10 protein-coding genes are annotated in these 16554 nt (G+C 65.5%); 1 reads left to right on the forward strand and 9 read right to left on the reverse strand.

Going from position 1 to position 16554, the window contains the following annotated elements; all coding sequences use genetic code 11:
* The 4 genes from ACXJKB_RS18405 to ACXJKB_RS18420 all read right to left on the reverse strand — a co-directional run.
* The coding region (locus ACXJKB_RS18405) for a hypothetical protein (protein WP_457190920.1) at positions 1-1946 on the reverse strand (1946 nt) is incomplete at its 3' end.
* Positions 1927-5367, reverse strand: a complete 3441-nt coding sequence (locus ACXJKB_RS18410; protein WP_457190922.1) for a tubulin-like doman-containing protein — start codon at positions 5365-5367, stop codon at positions 1927-1929. The genes ACXJKB_RS18410 and ACXJKB_RS18405, both read right to left, overlap by 20 nt.
* A 21-nt stretch (positions 5368-5388) precedes the next feature.
* Positions 5389-7941, reverse strand: coding sequence for a vWA domain-containing protein (locus tag ACXJKB_RS18415; protein WP_457190924.1), 2553 nt, complete (start codon positions 7939-7941; stop codon positions 5389-5391).
* Positions 7942-8575: 634 nt separating this feature from the next.
* Entirely contained in the window at positions 8576-9400 is an 825-nt protein-coding gene (locus ACXJKB_RS18420) for a hypothetical protein (protein ID WP_457190926.1), read from the reverse strand.
* A gap of 1322 nt (positions 9401-10722) precedes the next feature.
* On the opposite strand from ACXJKB_RS18420, the gene ACXJKB_RS18425 reads away from it, so the two are divergent.
* Complete coding sequence (locus ACXJKB_RS18425; RefSeq protein ID WP_457190928.1) at positions 10723-10938, forward strand: hypothetical protein; 216 nt, start codon at positions 10723-10725, stop codon at positions 10936-10938.
* Between the two features lie 331 nt (positions 10939-11269).
* Here ACXJKB_RS18425 and ACXJKB_RS18430 read toward each other — a convergent pair whose 3' ends face one another.
* The 5 genes from ACXJKB_RS18430 to ACXJKB_RS18450 form a co-directional block, all read right to left on the reverse strand.
* The gene (locus tag ACXJKB_RS18430; protein WP_457190929.1) at positions 11270-11629 is read right to left on the reverse strand and encodes a hypothetical protein; all 360 of its coding nucleotides are present in this window, start codon (positions 11627-11629) and stop codon (positions 11270-11272) included.
* A 942-nt stretch (positions 11630-12571) separates the two neighbouring features.
* On the reverse strand, positions 12572-13453 hold the full coding sequence (locus tag ACXJKB_RS18435; protein ID WP_457190931.1) for a hypothetical protein: 882 nt from the start codon (positions 13451-13453) through the stop codon (positions 12572-12574).
* Complete coding sequence (locus ACXJKB_RS18440; RefSeq protein ID WP_457190933.1) at positions 13453-13752, reverse strand: hypothetical protein; 300 nt, start codon at positions 13750-13752, stop codon at positions 13453-13455. The genes ACXJKB_RS18435 and ACXJKB_RS18440 overlap by 1 nt, the downstream gene beginning before the upstream one ends.
* Positions 13753-13795: 43 nt before the next feature.
* Positions 13796-15559 (reverse strand): hypothetical protein, encoded by a 1764-nt coding sequence (locus ACXJKB_RS18445; protein WP_457190935.1) that lies wholly within the window; start codon positions 15557-15559, stop codon positions 13796-13798.
* A gap of 14 nt (positions 15560-15573) precedes the next feature.
* On the reverse strand, positions 15574-16554 hold the full coding sequence (locus ACXJKB_RS18450; protein WP_457190937.1) for an RNase H family protein: 981 nt from the start codon (positions 16552-16554) through the stop codon (positions 15574-15576).

The following is a 16554-nucleotide window of genomic DNA, read 5'->3' on the forward strand; positions in this document are numbered from 1 at the left end:
ATGAAGGACCCGAGAGCCCGAGCCCACGAGAGGTACTGGCGGTAGACACGCTGCACCCGACGGAGATCCTCCAATGCCTCGCCGAGGTTCGAGCTCCGGGCAGCCACGAGATCCGCTTGGTACTCAAGATCCTGCAACCTAGAAAAGAGGGCCTGCTGATTGCGATGAAAGATAAAGGTCCCTGAACCGATCCACGTCAGGATGAGAACCACCAGGAGCGCGACTGCTACATCCCAATCGAGGTAGTCCCTCACAGCCAACACAGCGACCAGCACGGCCACCAGGACGAATCCCACCGCGTGCAGAACCAGCGTCTTGGCGAGCCGTTGCTGAGCTGTGTAGAACTCCGGGGCAAGCTGCGAATGAGATCCGACCCCTTTGAGCGCCGAGACGTACTCCCTGACCTCGTGGCGCAGTTTGCCCATCTCAACTGCGAGCTTGACGCCGATCACCCCCACATAGGAGCGCTCGTAATCCTGAGACCACGCGGCGAGGTCCGTCCTTGCCCGGCCCAGGGCCGCCGCCCGCTCGCGCTGCTCGTCCGCCTTCTCCGCGAGCAGTTCATCGGTGCGCTGAACTGCGTCGGCGTCGTAGGGCAACAGTTGCTCGATCTTGGCCACGGCGCGCACCTCGGGCGCGACGTGGAAGACGGCCGACGGCGGCGCCACTACGCGCCGGGGGTTGGTGATCACCGCCGTCCCGGCACCGATCTGCTCGGCATCGAGCCCCTTGGCGCGGCCCCCACCGTCAAGCAGCGTGAACGCACCGTTGACGAGGTCCTTCCAGAGCCTCGAATGGTCGTGATGTTCGCTGATTCGATTGGTCGCGCCTGGCACCTGCACCATGAATGCCTTGAGCTGGGCGTCGTACTCCTCTGGCGTCGCCAGCGTGCCGTCTTCCTTGATGCCCCGGATCCCCTTGACCGACACGACGTGGGTCGTCGGCCCCGAGCCCAAGAACACCGCCTGAGCGGCTGAGGCTAGTCTGCTCTGGGCGTCGGCGAGCATCCATTGGGCGAACTCCCTGGGCGCTCGTCTCAGCGCGGCGCCCAAGAACCTGAAGAACAAGCCGAAGAGCTGGAAGAACCCGACCCCCTGACGAGCTGGAGGCGCCGGGAGCGATCGCCTGCGCGCGCCAACCACATCGGCATGCTGCTCAAGCAGTCTGTGCGCCATGGTCGAGGCAACTCCCACTTCATCCTCCACACGCTGGACAGGTCGACCGTCGAGCGTAGGAAGGGGATACCTGTCTGACACGTCGATGACATTCTCCACCAGGGGGAGCAACACTGCCTCGGTATCAAGATGGCGGGTGAAGGTGCGCAGCGCCGTCACGTTGCCGCCACCGGCGTCCGGCTCACCGTTGAACGGCGTACGCCGGTCGGCGACCCATAACCCCGCCGCAGAGCACAGAGCGCCGGCCTGATGAGTCAATCGAACCGAGGTCACAGGCGAAGCCTCGACCTGCGCTACGCCTGCTGTAGGCGCTCGTGAATCCTCGGGCACCAACACCACGTTGTGACAACCCCTCCACCCCACTTTGTCCGGGGCGACACTCGGCCACGCTGAGGGCTGGGCCACGGCAATGACGTGCAGCCACGTCACCTCAACCGATGGAAGAGCGTCGCGAACCTCTCGGAACACCGCCCCACCTCGCTCGAGCCCTGCGCTGGAGAATTCATCGTCGACCTGGCTCAGGCAAACCACATGAGCTGAGAAGACTCGCGAGTGGTCGGCCAACCGTGCCTGGAGCGACGTGGATGCGACGCGCCCCGCGCTGACCGTCATGCATTGTGCGCCAGCTGGACCGGACTCGGAGTCCGCATCGACGAAGATGAAGTCAGCGACAAGGCCTAGCGCGGACCAGTCGCGCAGGACGTCGAGGAAGGGAGCAGACTCTCGCGACCTCGCGACAAGGACGACCAGCTCAGACTTGTGGAGCTGCACCGCCAACTCCTCCCGTCAGCGCCCTTGCCTTTGCCTTCTCGCCCACTCTGATGAGCTCTCCGAGTGCGTCATAGGTCGGAAGCGCGATCTCTGCGAACAGTGGCAACGTGTGGAGATGTTCGCGAGAGTCGACACGCAGTCGATATGTGGCGTTTGCGTCAAAGCTGCTGGTTCGCTCCAGCCACTGCTCCTCGATCCACTCTCGGACACTCGCGACCCAACCAACAAACGCCTCGGCCCTCGACTCGATGTCAGGGTCTGCCTCGGTCAGTCGTGTGATCTCTGATGGTTGACCTGAGGGCCACGCACCGGTCGTGAACCACGCCTCGAGAAGGTTCACGGCAGCGGACGGACCCGAACCGCCCGAATGGTCAGCACCGCCATCGGCAATGCGTCGCAAGGCTTCGTAGGGTCGCAGGCTGCTCAACTCGGGATCATCCACCGTGTTGGCGAGCGCCAGGGTGTGACCCTCGAGGACGCCAGCCAGCCAATCGAACCCGTGAGGGTTCCGATAGTTGGCGCGTGGAGTCAGCAGTCGTGACTCGAACTTGAGCCAGCTGTTCGTGTCAACGTTCCAGACGTTGACCGGATCATCCGAGCCGTGACTGACCGGTGGGTGAACCAGCCCGAGTGCACGACCGAGGTACCAGCCCGTGATCAGCGCCGCCTGCTCGTGGGGGCTCATGGCGAGCGCTGAGGGGAGAGGGCGAGCTCGCTTGTGCTTCCACAACTCGGTCTTGCCATGCTCGGACTCCCCGAGCCATCGAGCTTGGAGTTGACGCAAGAAGGATGTGAAAACCAAGGGGCTGTAGACGGGGTACCCCGAGAACACTGCGATGCGTGACACGCGAGCGGTTGGCTTCAGCGCTCGATCGAAGCGCTTGGCCGCCTCCTCGTCCAGCAACTGTCGGGCTCGTTGGGCCACAGCTGTCCCCGGGTGCAACGGGATGTCACCGAACGTCAGGTCGATCGACAGCTCGGCCCCGTGGATCGCAGAGATCATCGGCCGACTCACACCTACCAGCGGGCGAGCTTGCTTGGTGGCCTCCTCGAACTTCTGGACAAATGTGTCGCGGCGTCCCTCAAGCTCGACGTCCGACTTCCCGCGTTCGTGCAGATAGTCCTCGAAGGATTGCGAGCTGAACTTCTCGAACGGGTACCCCTTACGAGCCTGATACGCATGTGCACGCTCGAGCAGCTCCTCTGTCGAGAGTGCCAGCGTGTAGATCGGCTTGCTGGGGGGCGTGGGTTTCCCGGACTGATCCAGCCTGAGGGCGGGCGCTCGCCAACTGCGCTCTGCCCCGATGACCGGAAAGTCCGAACGCTCGGCCCCAGCGCTTTCCCAGCGGCCTAGAACCACCTCGTTAACCATGGCTGACAGGTTGTCCTGAAACGCCCCACCGGACCCCGGCTCCATCACGTGCTCAGTGAACTTCGCTGGGAACTCCCCGGATGAGGTGAGCAGCACCTCGTTGACGGCGTGGTCAAACCTCTGGGGCACCACATCGGAGTTCTTCGGCCACTCGCTGTAAACGGTGGTGCGCAGCATGGCCAACCCTGCCTGGTGAGCGGTCGACCCCCGAGCGTGTTCCAGCGCCTCCAATGCTTGGGACACCGCCTTGTGCAGGGCCTCCAGCACGTCGCGCGAGTAGGACGAGAGGACCTCGCCGATCAGTCGCGCCGCTCCGGCACGAAGTCGACGGTCGGCACTGGCCTGCACATCACGGGTCACACGCTGGACCAGTTCCTGGGATGCCGACGCCGTGGCCTTCAACGCTGTCGCCGCGGCTTCGGTCTCTTCTGAGACGAGGAGCGTCGTCAGGTTCGTCGGAGCCCCACGCAGCCCCTCGACCAGCGTGTCGACCTCACCCTGCAGCCGCTCAAGAACCCTGCGTGCGTAGGGCAACCCTTGACGTGGGTGCGACAGCAAGCGCACGACCTCGCTCTTCGTCTTCCCTTCCAACGCACCGGCGTAATCCTCCGCCCAGCGATACGCCTGCGCGTCCAATGTTGCAGCGGCCGCAGCCTCGTGCTTCGCCGCACCATTGCGGACCTCGGTGATCCACTCCGAAGCCGGCATCGCTTCAAGACCTTCGGCCCAGGAGACGAAAGGCGAGGTCGCTGGGGAGACCATGTCCCGGCGACTGGTCGCTGGCAGGGTTGACTCGGAAAGCCAGTCACCGGCCCTCTCACCGGGTCGGGCGAGCCCAATCCCTTCCACGATGCTCAGCCACTGGTTGTCGATCAGTTGGTCAAGTTGCTCGACCGGGAGCAGTTGGCTCGTCGGGTCATGGAAGCCCTCGACGAGTTGATCGACGGCCGTGCGGGCCAGCCGTTGCGCCACGTACTCGGCGTACCGGTCACGCCCTAAACTGAGGCTTGCGTAGCCGAACGAAGCCCAGCCGATGTTCTTGCTCTCGGCTCCCCAGCCGAATCGGGTCCGGTCAACGTCCAGCGGCGCAGGGTTCTCAAAGCGGGTCTTGAGGTAGTCGGTCGACGCAACCTCCGACCTGATGGTTGCGGCCAGGGCGCGCCCGATCCCGCGATAGACGTCCTCGTGTGTCTCGCCGAAGCGCGCACCGTCGCCGCCAATGAACGATCCGATCGGAAACACGCGACCGAACGGAGGCGTCGCAGCCCGGTCTGCGGTGAGCCCGAGCGACTCCAAGAGGTCGCCATCCGCACCAGCCGACGCCCCTACCTGGGCGGCGATCAACTCTCCCAATGCCGCCATGGCATTTCCGTCGATGCCCTTGCGTTTGTCCGGCAACAGCGCCTGGAACACATCTGGGGTGAACAAGAAGGCTCCGAGCAGCGAGCGATCGATCCCGCCGATTCGGCCCATGATGCGGCAGACGTCGAGGAACATCGACGCCCCCGACCCGCCGGCCAGCGACCCGACCACGATCGGCACCACAGAGCCCGAGTGTTCGTAGGGCGCCTGGTCGGGCATCGCCTGAGCCAGGCCACCCCAGGAGGTAGGGCGCTGAAGCGCCTGCCACGCCTGATTGAGCGCGGCTTCGATGTCCTTCACACGGGTGAGGGTGAGCATTCTCCCGATGGCGCGATACTGCCCCGCCCCCGTGCCAACCGGAACGGTGTCAGCGGCCGAGCCCGGCACCCAGGTCGCCAATGAGGCGAGGCCGTTGGAGCCATCGAGGCGTGCCTCCACCGTCCGGCGTACATCAGGGAAGGAGTTCCCCGCTGACCCCACTGCCACATAACGACCGCCGAGCTTTGTGATGTCGCCGAGACCCTCGGTCGTCTCAGGCGTGGTGTTCACGTCGATGTGAAGGAACTGCCACGCGTCGGGTAACTGCTGAACCCCCTGCTCCCGAAGATCGGCGCGAAGCTGGTCCATGAGGTAACGAAGCGTGGCTCCTCCAGAGCCTCCAACACCGACGACGAGAAACTTCTTCACTGCGGTTCTCCTACTTCCCTATCACCACTCATCGTCATCGCCGGACTGCGCATGCGAGCCAGTTCCCTGTCCGCGCGGTGCGCCCCATTCGTCAGACCCTGCTGGCTGGAGAACGGGCGTTCCCAACCGTCGTCGAAGCTCGGCCACTTCCTTGGGGATCCTTGCACGAGCATCCGACACCAACTCGTCAAGGCGTCGCGCACCCGATGACAGGATGAACACGACTTCTACCGGCCCACCGTGTGGGTCAGCCCCGTCCAGAACCGCGATCCAGTGGTCCTGGACAGCCAGCGGCAACCGCGCACCACTCGAGGCCGCGAAATTCGCGTTCTCGACCACGACATCCCCGGGCTCGGTCAACTTGAGCAGGTTCGGGCGCGCCCGCAGAACCGTTCGACCGCCGACGGGAACGCGACGACGATCCGTGGAGCTGAGGGAACGTGGGGTGAGCATTCCAGGTTCGGGTCTCCAGCCATCCAGGAAGGAAGCATTCTCAGAGACCTCCCCGGAGGCAGTCACCGTCGTCAGTGAGACCCCGGGGATCCTCGAGGTCAGCCACTTGACGGCGAGGAGGATGGCCAGCGGGATCAGCAGCCCGAGAAGCATCAGGCCCACCAGCACCAGCCATCGCACCTGCTCGTTGGCCGGTCGCTGCATCTCGTAGGTGTATCCAACCGTGGCAGGCACAGGTTCGGCCGAGGCGTTGTCTGGGAGGGTCATCAAACGTAGGGACCCACTGGCAAGACCAGAGCCAATGTCATCGGGGGTGAGGGTCAGAGTGAGCTCCTCACTACACGAGGCCGCGTCCGACCCGTCGGCGGTGACAGAGGTCTTTGTGACCTGGTCTGGCAACGTCGCCACGTCTGCGCTCTCCAACCAAACACATCCCGGACCGGTAGTGCCGAGCGTCGCTGTCGCCGGATCAGCGCTCTCGCCCGAACCGAAGTCGACCACGGCGGGAACGCTCGGGTAGTCGGGAGGTGCTGCCACGACCACCGGGTAGTCCACAACACTGGGTTCGAGGGGTGTCCCCGGCACGTCACCTGCCGACGCCGTGGTCTGGCGAAGGGTCAGCCTGAGCGTCGACTTCCCGGGCGGAGACTTCGTGAGGTCGAGCTCTACCGGCTCGATGAGCTCGGTCGCGTCCAATGACTCGGCGACCCGAAGGTCGCTTCCATCCGCTTGGACCAGTTCCGCATCCACCTCGACGACACCCCGAAGTGTGTCGGGCCGGACAACGGTGCCGCCCTTCCGGACGAGACCGAGTCGCATTGGCCCGACCTGGCCGGAGGTGAGGACCGCCAGATCCTGGTCGAGCCACGCCGGCCTCAGGTCGCCGTACAAGCGGAGGTTCGTACGGGCGACGCCCTCTCCTGTCGACGCAGGATCGACGAAAATGAGCTTCCAGACACCGGTCCAGCCTCGATCCGCCTGTCGATCGAGCGTCAGGCTGAAGACCGTGTCGGTGACCCACCTCCCCGATGCCCCGTAGCCTCGTCCCGAACTTCGCAGCGAAGCACCCTGATCCAGCCGGGTCTGCTTGCCGTCTGGCGAAACCAGCACCGCGTAGTAGTCCTCCAAGCCGGAGGCGCCTCCAAGGACACGGACGGAGGAGATGGAGGGGTCAAGGACGAACTGGTGAGTGCCCTCGGGACACACGGCGCCTTGGCACAGCGGTGTGCTTCGTTGACTCGGCGCGTTCTCGGGGTCGGAGATGAGATCGAGCCCGAAGATGAGATCGCCAATCGCTTGTGCAAGCACGAAGGTCCCGGCGTGACTGCCGTCCCTCTCTCCGCATGCTGCACCACTAACGTTGCTCCCGGTGGCAATGCCTTTCATCAGGTCGAATGCACCAGCGGGCTGATTGCCCTGCAGTCCGATGGCCAACGTGGTCACGCCTTGCACGCGGAGAGCATCGGCGACGCCACCCTTTCGGCACAGCGCCGCCACGCCAGCTCGTTCGAGACGCTCGGCCGCGTCGTCTGATGTGAGCTCCACCGCCGGGCCGTAGGGCTTGGCTGTCCCGTATGCATCGACTTCCGCGTCGCTGTCCCGCTTGTCGAGGTCGTTCATGCCGTCGCTGAGCCAGACCAGCGCCGAGCAGTCCCCCTCCTCGGCATGGGCCGCGAGTGCACGACGGGCGCCATCCACGCCCATCCAGTAGTCCGTCTCGAACCCGTCGTCCTCGGATCGGTATGCCTCTACTGAGTCGAGGACTTTCTCGACGGTGCGCTCGGAGAGCGCAGTCCAGTCCATCGTCTGACGGTAGTTGTCTGAGAAGCCCGCCACCGCGACATCGAGACCGGCTCCGTACTCGGCGAACGAGCCGAGTTCACGAAGCAAGTAGTTGGCGGCCTCGACTCGACGACCTTGAGCATCGGTACCCCGCAGTGAAGCCGAGGTGTCAAGGAGCAGAACGAGGTTTCCCTGCCCACCGGCGGCCAAGCATGCGCCGAAGCGTTGGATCGCGTCCGAGGACTCTGCCGGCGAAGCCGGCGCGGTCAGCGCTGCGGCACTCGATGGCAACACGAAGGGCAGGAGGGCAAGTGAGGCCCACGCGCGAGTCAGCTTCACCAGTTTCCTCTCGCGACGGCATCCGCGATGGTCCACGAGTTGGCCGCGACGGCAGCGGCGGCGAGCACGACCAAGAGACGGCGGAGCCAAGGCACCAGATCGCTGTCACGAGCCAGCCCTGCACTGCGCCTCTTGAGGTCTACGTGCACAAAGACCGCGAGGAACAAGATCGCGACGGTTCCGCCGAGAAGCCAACCGAGTGCAGCCAAGCCGAGCCCATCTGTTGCGGCCGGGATGAGTACCCCCAGGAGTGCTGCCGCGATGCCCGCGAGGAGCCAGTGGACAGGTGCGTTGGAGACGACCGGGAACGCAGATGCTCTGACGCCCTGACGGGGCTGAGACGGATCACCCCAGCCATCGTCGGGTGAACCCGAGTTAGATCCTGCATCCCACGATCCCGACATCTGTCCTCACCCGTGCTGAAACCATCAACAACCGGGAGTCAGGCTATCGGCGGGGCCGTCAACCTGTGGACGATTGTGGAATCCGGGCTGCCGAGGCTCGTGCCTCCATGGAAAGCCTGGGTCTATCTCTCGAGTGAGCCCCTTGTCCCTCCACGTCGCGAGGCTGTTGTGAGGGGGTAAACAAGAGCGAGGGATCCGGTGGAGGCTCGCACCGCTGCGTCTGCTGGCGGTCAATCTTTGTCCCAGCTTCGCTGGAACTCGGCTAGCTCGAATGCGGCCCTGCCTTCTTCTGCGCTGATGAAATACCTACAGATCACGCACATGCCGCTGTTGGCCTCTTCCTCGGCGACTCCGTCCGGAATGAACGATTCCCGCCAACAGGAGTCGCATTCCTCGACCATCGGCATCAATAGGGCGTCCCCGATCGATGTCATCTCTCGACTCGGGTGCTCTTCGACCCGCTGCTTGAACAGCGTGAGCGCCAGGTGTGTGTCGGGGGATGTGGAGGATGCCTCGTCTGCGACGACTAGGTCGGCCACGTCCAAGACGCCGAGTCCTTCGACGTCGTCGAGTGCTCGGAGCGCTTCCAGGTGGGCCCTTGGCAAGATGACCCACTCATCATCGGCGCGACCGTGTCGCAGTGGCTGGGTCAGCTCCAACGCGTCCCGCAGCACCGGCACGTCGATTATGAGCGGTGCCATCCCGTCTTCTACCGCCGCAGCCTGCATTCCCTCGATCACGCGCAGCAGGGCGCTGGCCGGCAGGGTGCGCGAACCTCGCACGGTCATGTGCGGATCGGCGTGCCCGACGATGGCCAACAGTGCGTTGGTTAGCGCCACATCGAACGGCCCCTCTGGGGGTACGCCCGGGATCCGTAGGGCCCGATAGTTGAGCGCGTACCGGGTTTGGCGCAGCACATGGAGGCGGGTGTTGAGCGGCGTCCACTGCGGTCCGTAGTCCCGGTCGGGAAGCACCTCAAACATCTCCTCGACGCCCCGGGGCCGCTCGGTGGGGTCGACGATGAAGATGTCGTCCTCGTCGTCCTGCGCGCTCACGGGGGCCACGGTACTGGCCCAGCGGCGCAGCACGGGCACCACTTTCCTGGGCTCGTCTCGACGAGCCGGGTGGCTGGTTGCCGCTGCCCCAGGCATGTACCTCGACGCCAGTGGGTGCTGCGGCGGCTTCGTCTAGCTAGGCGCTCGAGGTCGCCTTGATCGTCACGTTCCCCACGGCGGTACCGACCGGAGACCTGGGGGGATAGCGGCGTCCTCGCGAAGATGCCCCTGACCTGCGGAGACCTGCAGTCCGGGGCGGGGAGTCCCCGCGCTAAGGGTGCGGCGCACCAGAATCCCAGGCCATTTCTGGGGGTGAGGTGAGGTCTCGAGGACGAAGCAGTGCGTAGACGCCGAGCTCGTAGTGCCGGCTGGTCGACGGAATGCTCGAAGCCCTCGGTCGGGCGCTCAGGGCTGACTCACCGACGCCCATCCGGTTCCTGTGCTGCCAGCCGACACGCTGGTGTGGATGTTACGCGGCGCAAAGACAGGCTTGGTGGACGGCGTAGCCGCCGGTTAGCCAGTCCAGATCGAGGGCAGCGGCCAACTCGAGCAAGCGCAAGGTCAGAGCGGCTCCCCGCAGCTGGCGCAGGTGTCCTCGCCCTGCTCGTAAATGCCCCCGCAGCAGTATGTGGGGAATCCATCAGCACAGTTGGTGCAGCCAAAGTCGACTGAAATCTCGTCGCTGTCAMCCACCCACCCGCAGAACGGACAGGTCGCGGTGTCGTCGGCGCTTCCGCCGCCGAGGCCCGCCACGGCGCCTAACACCTTGTCGAAGAGTCCCATCGCCAACCTTTCAGCCCGTCACTGCCAAAGCCGACCCTACGGCAGGGAGTCGAGACGCGCGGGGCGAACCTGTGGGTCTCTCAAGACGCTTTCGGCCGATCCGCAGCCGCGACCAAAACACGGCACGAATCAGAGTCAGTAGCGGCAACGACGTGACGCAGATCGGCCGTTCTGGTTGCTGATGGTCTTCCAGGGTGGAGACCCAACTTTCTCCGATCGAGCTGATCCTCTTTGACGAACTCTCGGGCAACGACTCGGCCAGAATCGAGGAGGATCGATGCCGACAGGCCCAAAGCACCAGCGTTTCGTTGATCAAATTGACCAAAAGGGAAACGAGGTCTCCTACGCAGAGGACTGCCGCTGCACGATCGGCGAGGACCACAATGCAGACCCGGACGATCTCTGGGGTGAGTCGTTGAGCTGATGGTCGTACGCGGAAGACATCTGGATGTCGTCTGGCCAAGATGAGGACTACGACCTCCGCTGATATCCACTCCGCGCGCAAGGGCCGCCACCACTGAGAGTCGAGGAGGTCATCGATGGCAATCGAGCATGACGAGCACTACTACCTCTGCCATGTATGCGAGGGCGAGGGCATGGCCGACGTACAAATGTCCGAAGACGGAGACACCGAATGGTCGTGGTGCGCCGAGTGCGGTGATGGCATGAGCAAGGGTACGGGGTACATCGAAGGAGATGACGACGACTGCGAGACCAACCCATGCGACGTGGCATCCGGAGCGATGACGCTTTGACGCTGGGCAGTCCTCAACTAGTTCAGTCGGTCCAAGAGCGGGGCGAATGGGATCGTCGACTGCCGTGGCGTGAGGCTCAGGCGCGGAGCTCATCGGCCCGTGCGGCCCAGACGCGCCTGGCTTCATCACGACGTTGAGTTAGCGCATCATCAACCCGCGCAGCACACGGCTGGAACCCCGGCCCAGGACAACCCACTGAGTAGCGCACGCGAGAGCTATTCGGTCGTCGCGCCAGATCGAATCGGTAACGACGAGTACGGGCGGATGGCAGCACTTGCACTGGAGATCGGGGCAGTGCTGAATGACGCTTGGAGCGGCCTGTTCTCCGCCGCTATCCGCCCCACGCCCTCTGTTCGAGCGAGTCAAGCGCGGCCAACACATCGGCAACCCCTCGGAGATGCAGCACGCCGATGGGCCGAGCACCCTCGAGGTAGGAGTCGTGACCAAACAGCCATTCGTTCACGATCTCCGGGACGTAGATCAGCGACCCGCGCGCCACCACGTGGTCGAGATCGACGAGCAGCTTCGCTTGTGCCGGCGTCGGCATCACCGTGCCAACCCGCCACTTGGACAGCAGTGGACGGGTAACGCCGAGGCACTCCGCCACTCGCGTAGCCGTGCCGAGGGCGTCGATGAGGAGCTCAACGCGAGTTGCCACCGGCGATTCGAAGGTCTGATTGCTCCGTGCCATGGCGCCATCCTCGCCCTCGCGACTGACAGTCCCGGGAGGATGGGTCGACGGTCGCGGGCAGCCCCCTCGCGGACCTGGGTCTGAGGGTGACTTCCACCGGCTGGGCGATCGTCGATCGGGTGCGGAAACGGTTGCAGAAACCGCTCCAGAAGCCTGTTTGATAACGATTTGCCGCACGACCCACCACCAGCCCTCAGACGGCTCTCAATAGGCCTCTGACCTGCGCAAACGCCGAACTGCAGCGTGCAAAGAAGACGGAGCTCGCATTGGCCGGAAGAAGGTTACGCGCCGCTACGGATCAGAGCGTTCGGGTTTGGAAACCCTCGTGGCGCACAGATGGACCCCGACTGACCGCAGGGTCGCTGGGTCCTTGTCACTTCTGGGACGAAGATTCGATGGCATGGACATTTACGAGTCATGTTGGCCCGGCCCGCGCGGGTCGATTCTGGTTGCCTCGGACTGGCGCGGAGCGGTGCAGAACGTCGACATCACAGGAAGAACCAGGCCAGTGGCGCAGGCATCGCTGCGCTCATCGTCTCGTTGCTTCTGATCGACCCGTGCTTCCGCGGTCAATTTCTACTGAGGAGAATGAGCGAGACCGTCGGTTCGGATGCGAAAGCCCGATGTGAGACTGCTCGTATAACGGGTTGTGGATCTCCCGCATCATTCCGACGGCTGGGACGGCCTCCCGGACTTCCTCTCCACCACCACGACTTCCCGTTCCTGTTCATCTGGGACTGACCGGCATCCAGGACCCCGACAACGCCAACGCACAGCGTGGTGCCCGGCGTCATCAACATGCGCCCAGTCGCGTGCTGCGACTAGCACACACACACGTGGGTTCGGCGATGAGCCTCACGCCTTCCCGGCCCCCGGCGTACCTGGAAGCCGCTGTACTCCCCGCGCGGCGTGATGGGCCGAGTGACATCACGGTGTCATGCGCTAGCGGAAAAGTGGATCGACGATCCTGACGATCAATCGAGCGGGAACGCCGGCGTAGGCGTTGAGGGCGCCACTCATCTCGGCGATCCACTGCGGTTGACGTCGGGGAAGACTCCCTGCCTTGCCCACGGCGACATACCCGTAGAAGGTGTGCTCGCGCCTTTCGAGCAGGAATCCGGTCTCGTCCAAGACTTCGATCTCCAGCTCAGGCGCGGCCACTTCGAAGGGAGCCACGGCCTCCAGCGTGGAGTCAGGATCACGATGTGCAGCTTCATCGTCCAAGTAAGTCGCGAGCAGCTCGGCGACGTTGCCGAACTCAGCGGTGCCTTCGACAACCACCCGCAACTCATCGCCGTCGTCTCCCCCGCAGACATGGCCGGTGACGATGCGGGGCCTGAGGCGGATGGCGTCGCGCGAGGTTTCGTCGATGACCTCCACCGGGAGGGTGACGTTGTCCGTCGTGGGCAGTTCCAGGCGAGAATCGATCTCCTGCCAGTCGTATGCGGTGACAAGGAGCGTGAAGTCGGCTGACGTCAATGGCACCCGGCAGTACCAGGGAGTGCTGGCTTCCGACACTCCCCTGGGTCGCTTTCCGGCGTCCAGCGCGGTCTCGATCAACAAGGGCCGATGACTGGATGGCGCGCCAGCAAGGCTCAGCGCCAGGAGCGGTATCGACGCCCACTCGTCGGGGGCGAACCGGTCCGACCACTGCTCGGGCTGGAAGCGCAGCCTGCCAGCGACGACGACCTGCTGCCGGAACTCCCCGTCGCCCCTGGCTTGCGTGACGAGTCGAGCGCGCATCTCCTCCACCTGCCAACCCCGGATGGCCAATGCGAGGCCGTCGACCTCTACACGGACATCCTCGACGGTCTTGTCCCCCACTATTGTCGGCCTCCTACGCGGGACGCGTGGTCCGGGCCGCAACCCAGCTGATTGTCCAGGTGCAGGAAAGCGTTGCCAGTGACCTCCGCGATGATCTTGCCGTGCTGGTCACCGAGCCCTCGGATGTATGGCTGGGTGCCATCCATCTCGTCGTACATCTCGTCCTCCTCGTCCCCGGTCGTGATGTCGTTGTCGTCCGTCATCCAGACGGTGAACGACCGGTCGCTCGTCACCCTGATGAGCCGCGCGGCGAGCAGCCGCGTGAACCTCGACCAGGCAATGTCGGCTCTGACCTCCAACAAGAGTCCTCCTCCGTAAGCTGCGTGCGATGTCGCGGCAGGTTCAGTCGACCTGTACGAGCTTGCGAAGCAATGCCCGGCCGGCCGCTTGCGCCACCTTCGGAACCGGGTCGGTCGCGAGGGTGGTGAGGCACTCGGCCGTGATCGCGCTGTTGCGGGCGACTTGTGCGCGGACGGTCGGATCCGGATCGGCTGCGAGCGTGGCGAGCGTGTGGCCGGAGGCGTTGCCGTTGCGGGCGACGTGTTGCCGCACCCGCTTGTCGGGGTCGTCGACAAGGCACCGGAGGACGTCGTCGCGTGACTTCCGCGCCGCCTGGACCCGCAGCTCGGAGGGAAGGTCTGCGAGGGCGGCGGTGGTGGCTCGCTGGGTGAGCAGCGGGCTTTTTCCGGCCCCTGTGGCGTGCACCAGCCGACGCAGCATCTGCGGGGAGGTCGCGGCTCCGAAGTCAGATGCGCCCCAGGCGGTCAGGTACATCCGATCGGTCGGGGTCCAGCGATGCTCCACGAGCTCGTCGAGCCAGTGTTCGTAGGAGGCGAACTGGTGCGGGGTCATGCCGTCGAGACCGTCGGGGAGGGAGGCGGTAACGGCGAGGCGCCACAGCCAGTGCAGCCGCTGCTCTCGTGACAGCATCCAGCCGCTGACCACCTGGAGTGCGGCCGAGACCTGTTCAGGGGGCAGCCAGCCTCGAGCCTTCATCAGCGCGCTCCACCACGTCTCGATGAGGCCGTAGCCATCGGTCTCGTAGAGGTTGCCGCTGGCGACGAGCGCGTCGGTCTCCTCGATGCCGCGCCTGATCGCCTCGAGTGCGATCTCCGCGGGGCAGGTCGGATTGAGGACGATGGCGAACCGGTGTCGAGGCGCCTTGCAGGTCAAGTGACGCTGAGCGGACCACTCGTCGAGCGGGAACACTCGCAGCGCAACCAGGTATGCCTCGGCCTCGCGACGCCGCCATCGCTGCGCGCCGATCCACCCCTCGACGGGCTCCTTGCGGCACGAGCCCGGCATGGCGAGCAGCGCAGTGCGGTCGGCCTCGGTGAGCAGCGCCATCCAGGTCGGTACGCCGCGATGGCCGACGTCGGCATCCCCCGCGATCGCGCTCTCGAGGACCGCGTGACCCAGCGGTCCGGCGAGCTCGGCACGTTCCGGGTCGAGCCCGAGCGCGGACGAGAAGCTGCTAGTCGCTTCGGCGTGAGTCGTCATCGCGGGCACAGGCGCGTCGAGCGACTCGGTGAAGGGCAGGCACCCGCGAGTCAGGCCCTCGATCTCAGCTTGGGTGAGGCCCACGACGGTCGGGCGCTCCTCTTGGAGGCCGCGGCGCAGGGCGAAGGCGACAAGCTCGTTGCGGACGTCGGAGTGGTTCCAGCCGAGCGCGGCCCGCCAGAGCGCAGGCCATTGCTCCGGGTCGTTGGTCGCGAAGGCGCGGCGCATCAGCCACGACCGGTGGAGTCGCCCGAGCGGGCTCGTTTCCGAGGCGGCGACGGTCTCGGGGTGGAGCGCAAGCCGGAGCCACCAGTCGCCGGCGCGCGGTCCTGGGGCGGTCGCCGGGATCTGAAACTGCGCCTCACTGAGTCTGCGGCCGCCAGGCACGTCGTGCCAGGTGAGCCATTGGTTCAGCGCGTACTTGAGCAGCCGCACGAACTGCTCGTAGGCGAGATGCGGGTTGGCGGCCATCTCGGTGATGGCGGCAGCGGCCGTCCGGGGTGACTCCCGGTTGCTCCATGCCAGGACGACGTCGAGCGATCGCTCGAGCTCAGCTGGCCCGCAGGTGGCCAGCTGGCGGGGAGCGAGATCGGACTCCGTGGTCATCGGGTTCCCCTTCTTCATGCGGAGTGGGCGTACGGCGGCGCGGTCGCTGCGGGGTGGTAGCAGTCGGTGGTCCGGAAGTCGGTGAGGATGCGGGCCATGACCTTGTCGAGCACCTCTGGAGCGGTGCCGCCGTCGAGGTGGCGACGTGCTTGGAGCGCGATGCGGTCGGCGCACTCGTTGAGCGGGTTGCCGGCGTGGCCGCGGACCCAGCAGAAAGTGACAACGCGGTTGCAAAGTGCTGCCTGGAGCCGGCGCAGGAGGGCCCAGCTGGTGTGGGTGCCAGGTACGCGCTGAGCGGTCACAGCCTCGCCGCGCTGCAGGCCGGTCAGGACCCGCAGCGCGTCGCGGGAGTCCACGAGCACGGTCAGGGGGCGACGCTGGGGCGCGTCGGTGAGCAGTGCCTCGACCGCGGCGAGCTCGGTCAGCAGGATCGGTCCGGCAAAGGAGCCGAAGCCGAAATCGCCTTCTGCGGTGACCCAGCCGAATCCGGAGCGGCCCTTGGCTCCCTTCGAGCCGTCGGTCGCCGCGAGGAGAGGAACGGCGGCGACGTAGGCGGGGGCCGGGACCGGCGGCTCGGCGAGGTTGCGCGCCAACTTGCGGGAGGAGGCGACGAGCCAACCGCGCTCCCACCCCTCGGACCAGGGGTGAATGGTCAGCTGAGGCCACGCGGCCGCGTGCGGTGCCACGGCCTCGAGGAATGTCCGATCGCTGCAGAACAGCTCGACACGGATGACGCCAGGGACGTCCGCCAGCGCCACAACCTGCTCGAACGCCTTGAGGAGCGCCTGGGCGTCGCCGCCTTTCACGAGTCCGGAGAACTCCTGGGCGTCGTTGGTCGTCACGCCCCAACCCGTCGACGAGCCGGCCTGCCACGCGGCGATCCCGGCCGCGACGGTCGCCTTCGGAGGCTTGGGCGCCTCGGTCTCGCACGCCGTCTTCGCGGCGTGCTGACAGCCGTAGTCGACGGAGATGTCAGTGGTGTGGTCGGTGGACAT

The organism is Nocardioides sp. P5_E3 (assembly GCF_054049275.1).

Coding starts and splice junctions, on each gene's coding strand:
- ACXJKB_RS18425 (WP_457190928.1), top strand. CDS start 10,723: ATGGCAATCGAGCATGACGAGCACTACTACCTCTGCCATGTATGCGAG.
- ACXJKB_RS18445 (WP_457190935.1), bottom strand. CDS start 15,559: ATGACCACGGAGTCCGATCTCGCTCCCCGCCAGCTGGCCACCTGCGGG.
- ACXJKB_RS18450 (WP_457190937.1), bottom strand. CDS start 16,554: ATGTCCACCGACCACACCACTGACATCTCCGTCGACTACGGCTGTCAG.
- ACXJKB_RS18430 (WP_457190929.1), bottom strand. CDS start 11,629: ATGGCACGGAGCAATCAGACCTTCGAATCGCCGGTGGCAACTCGCGTT.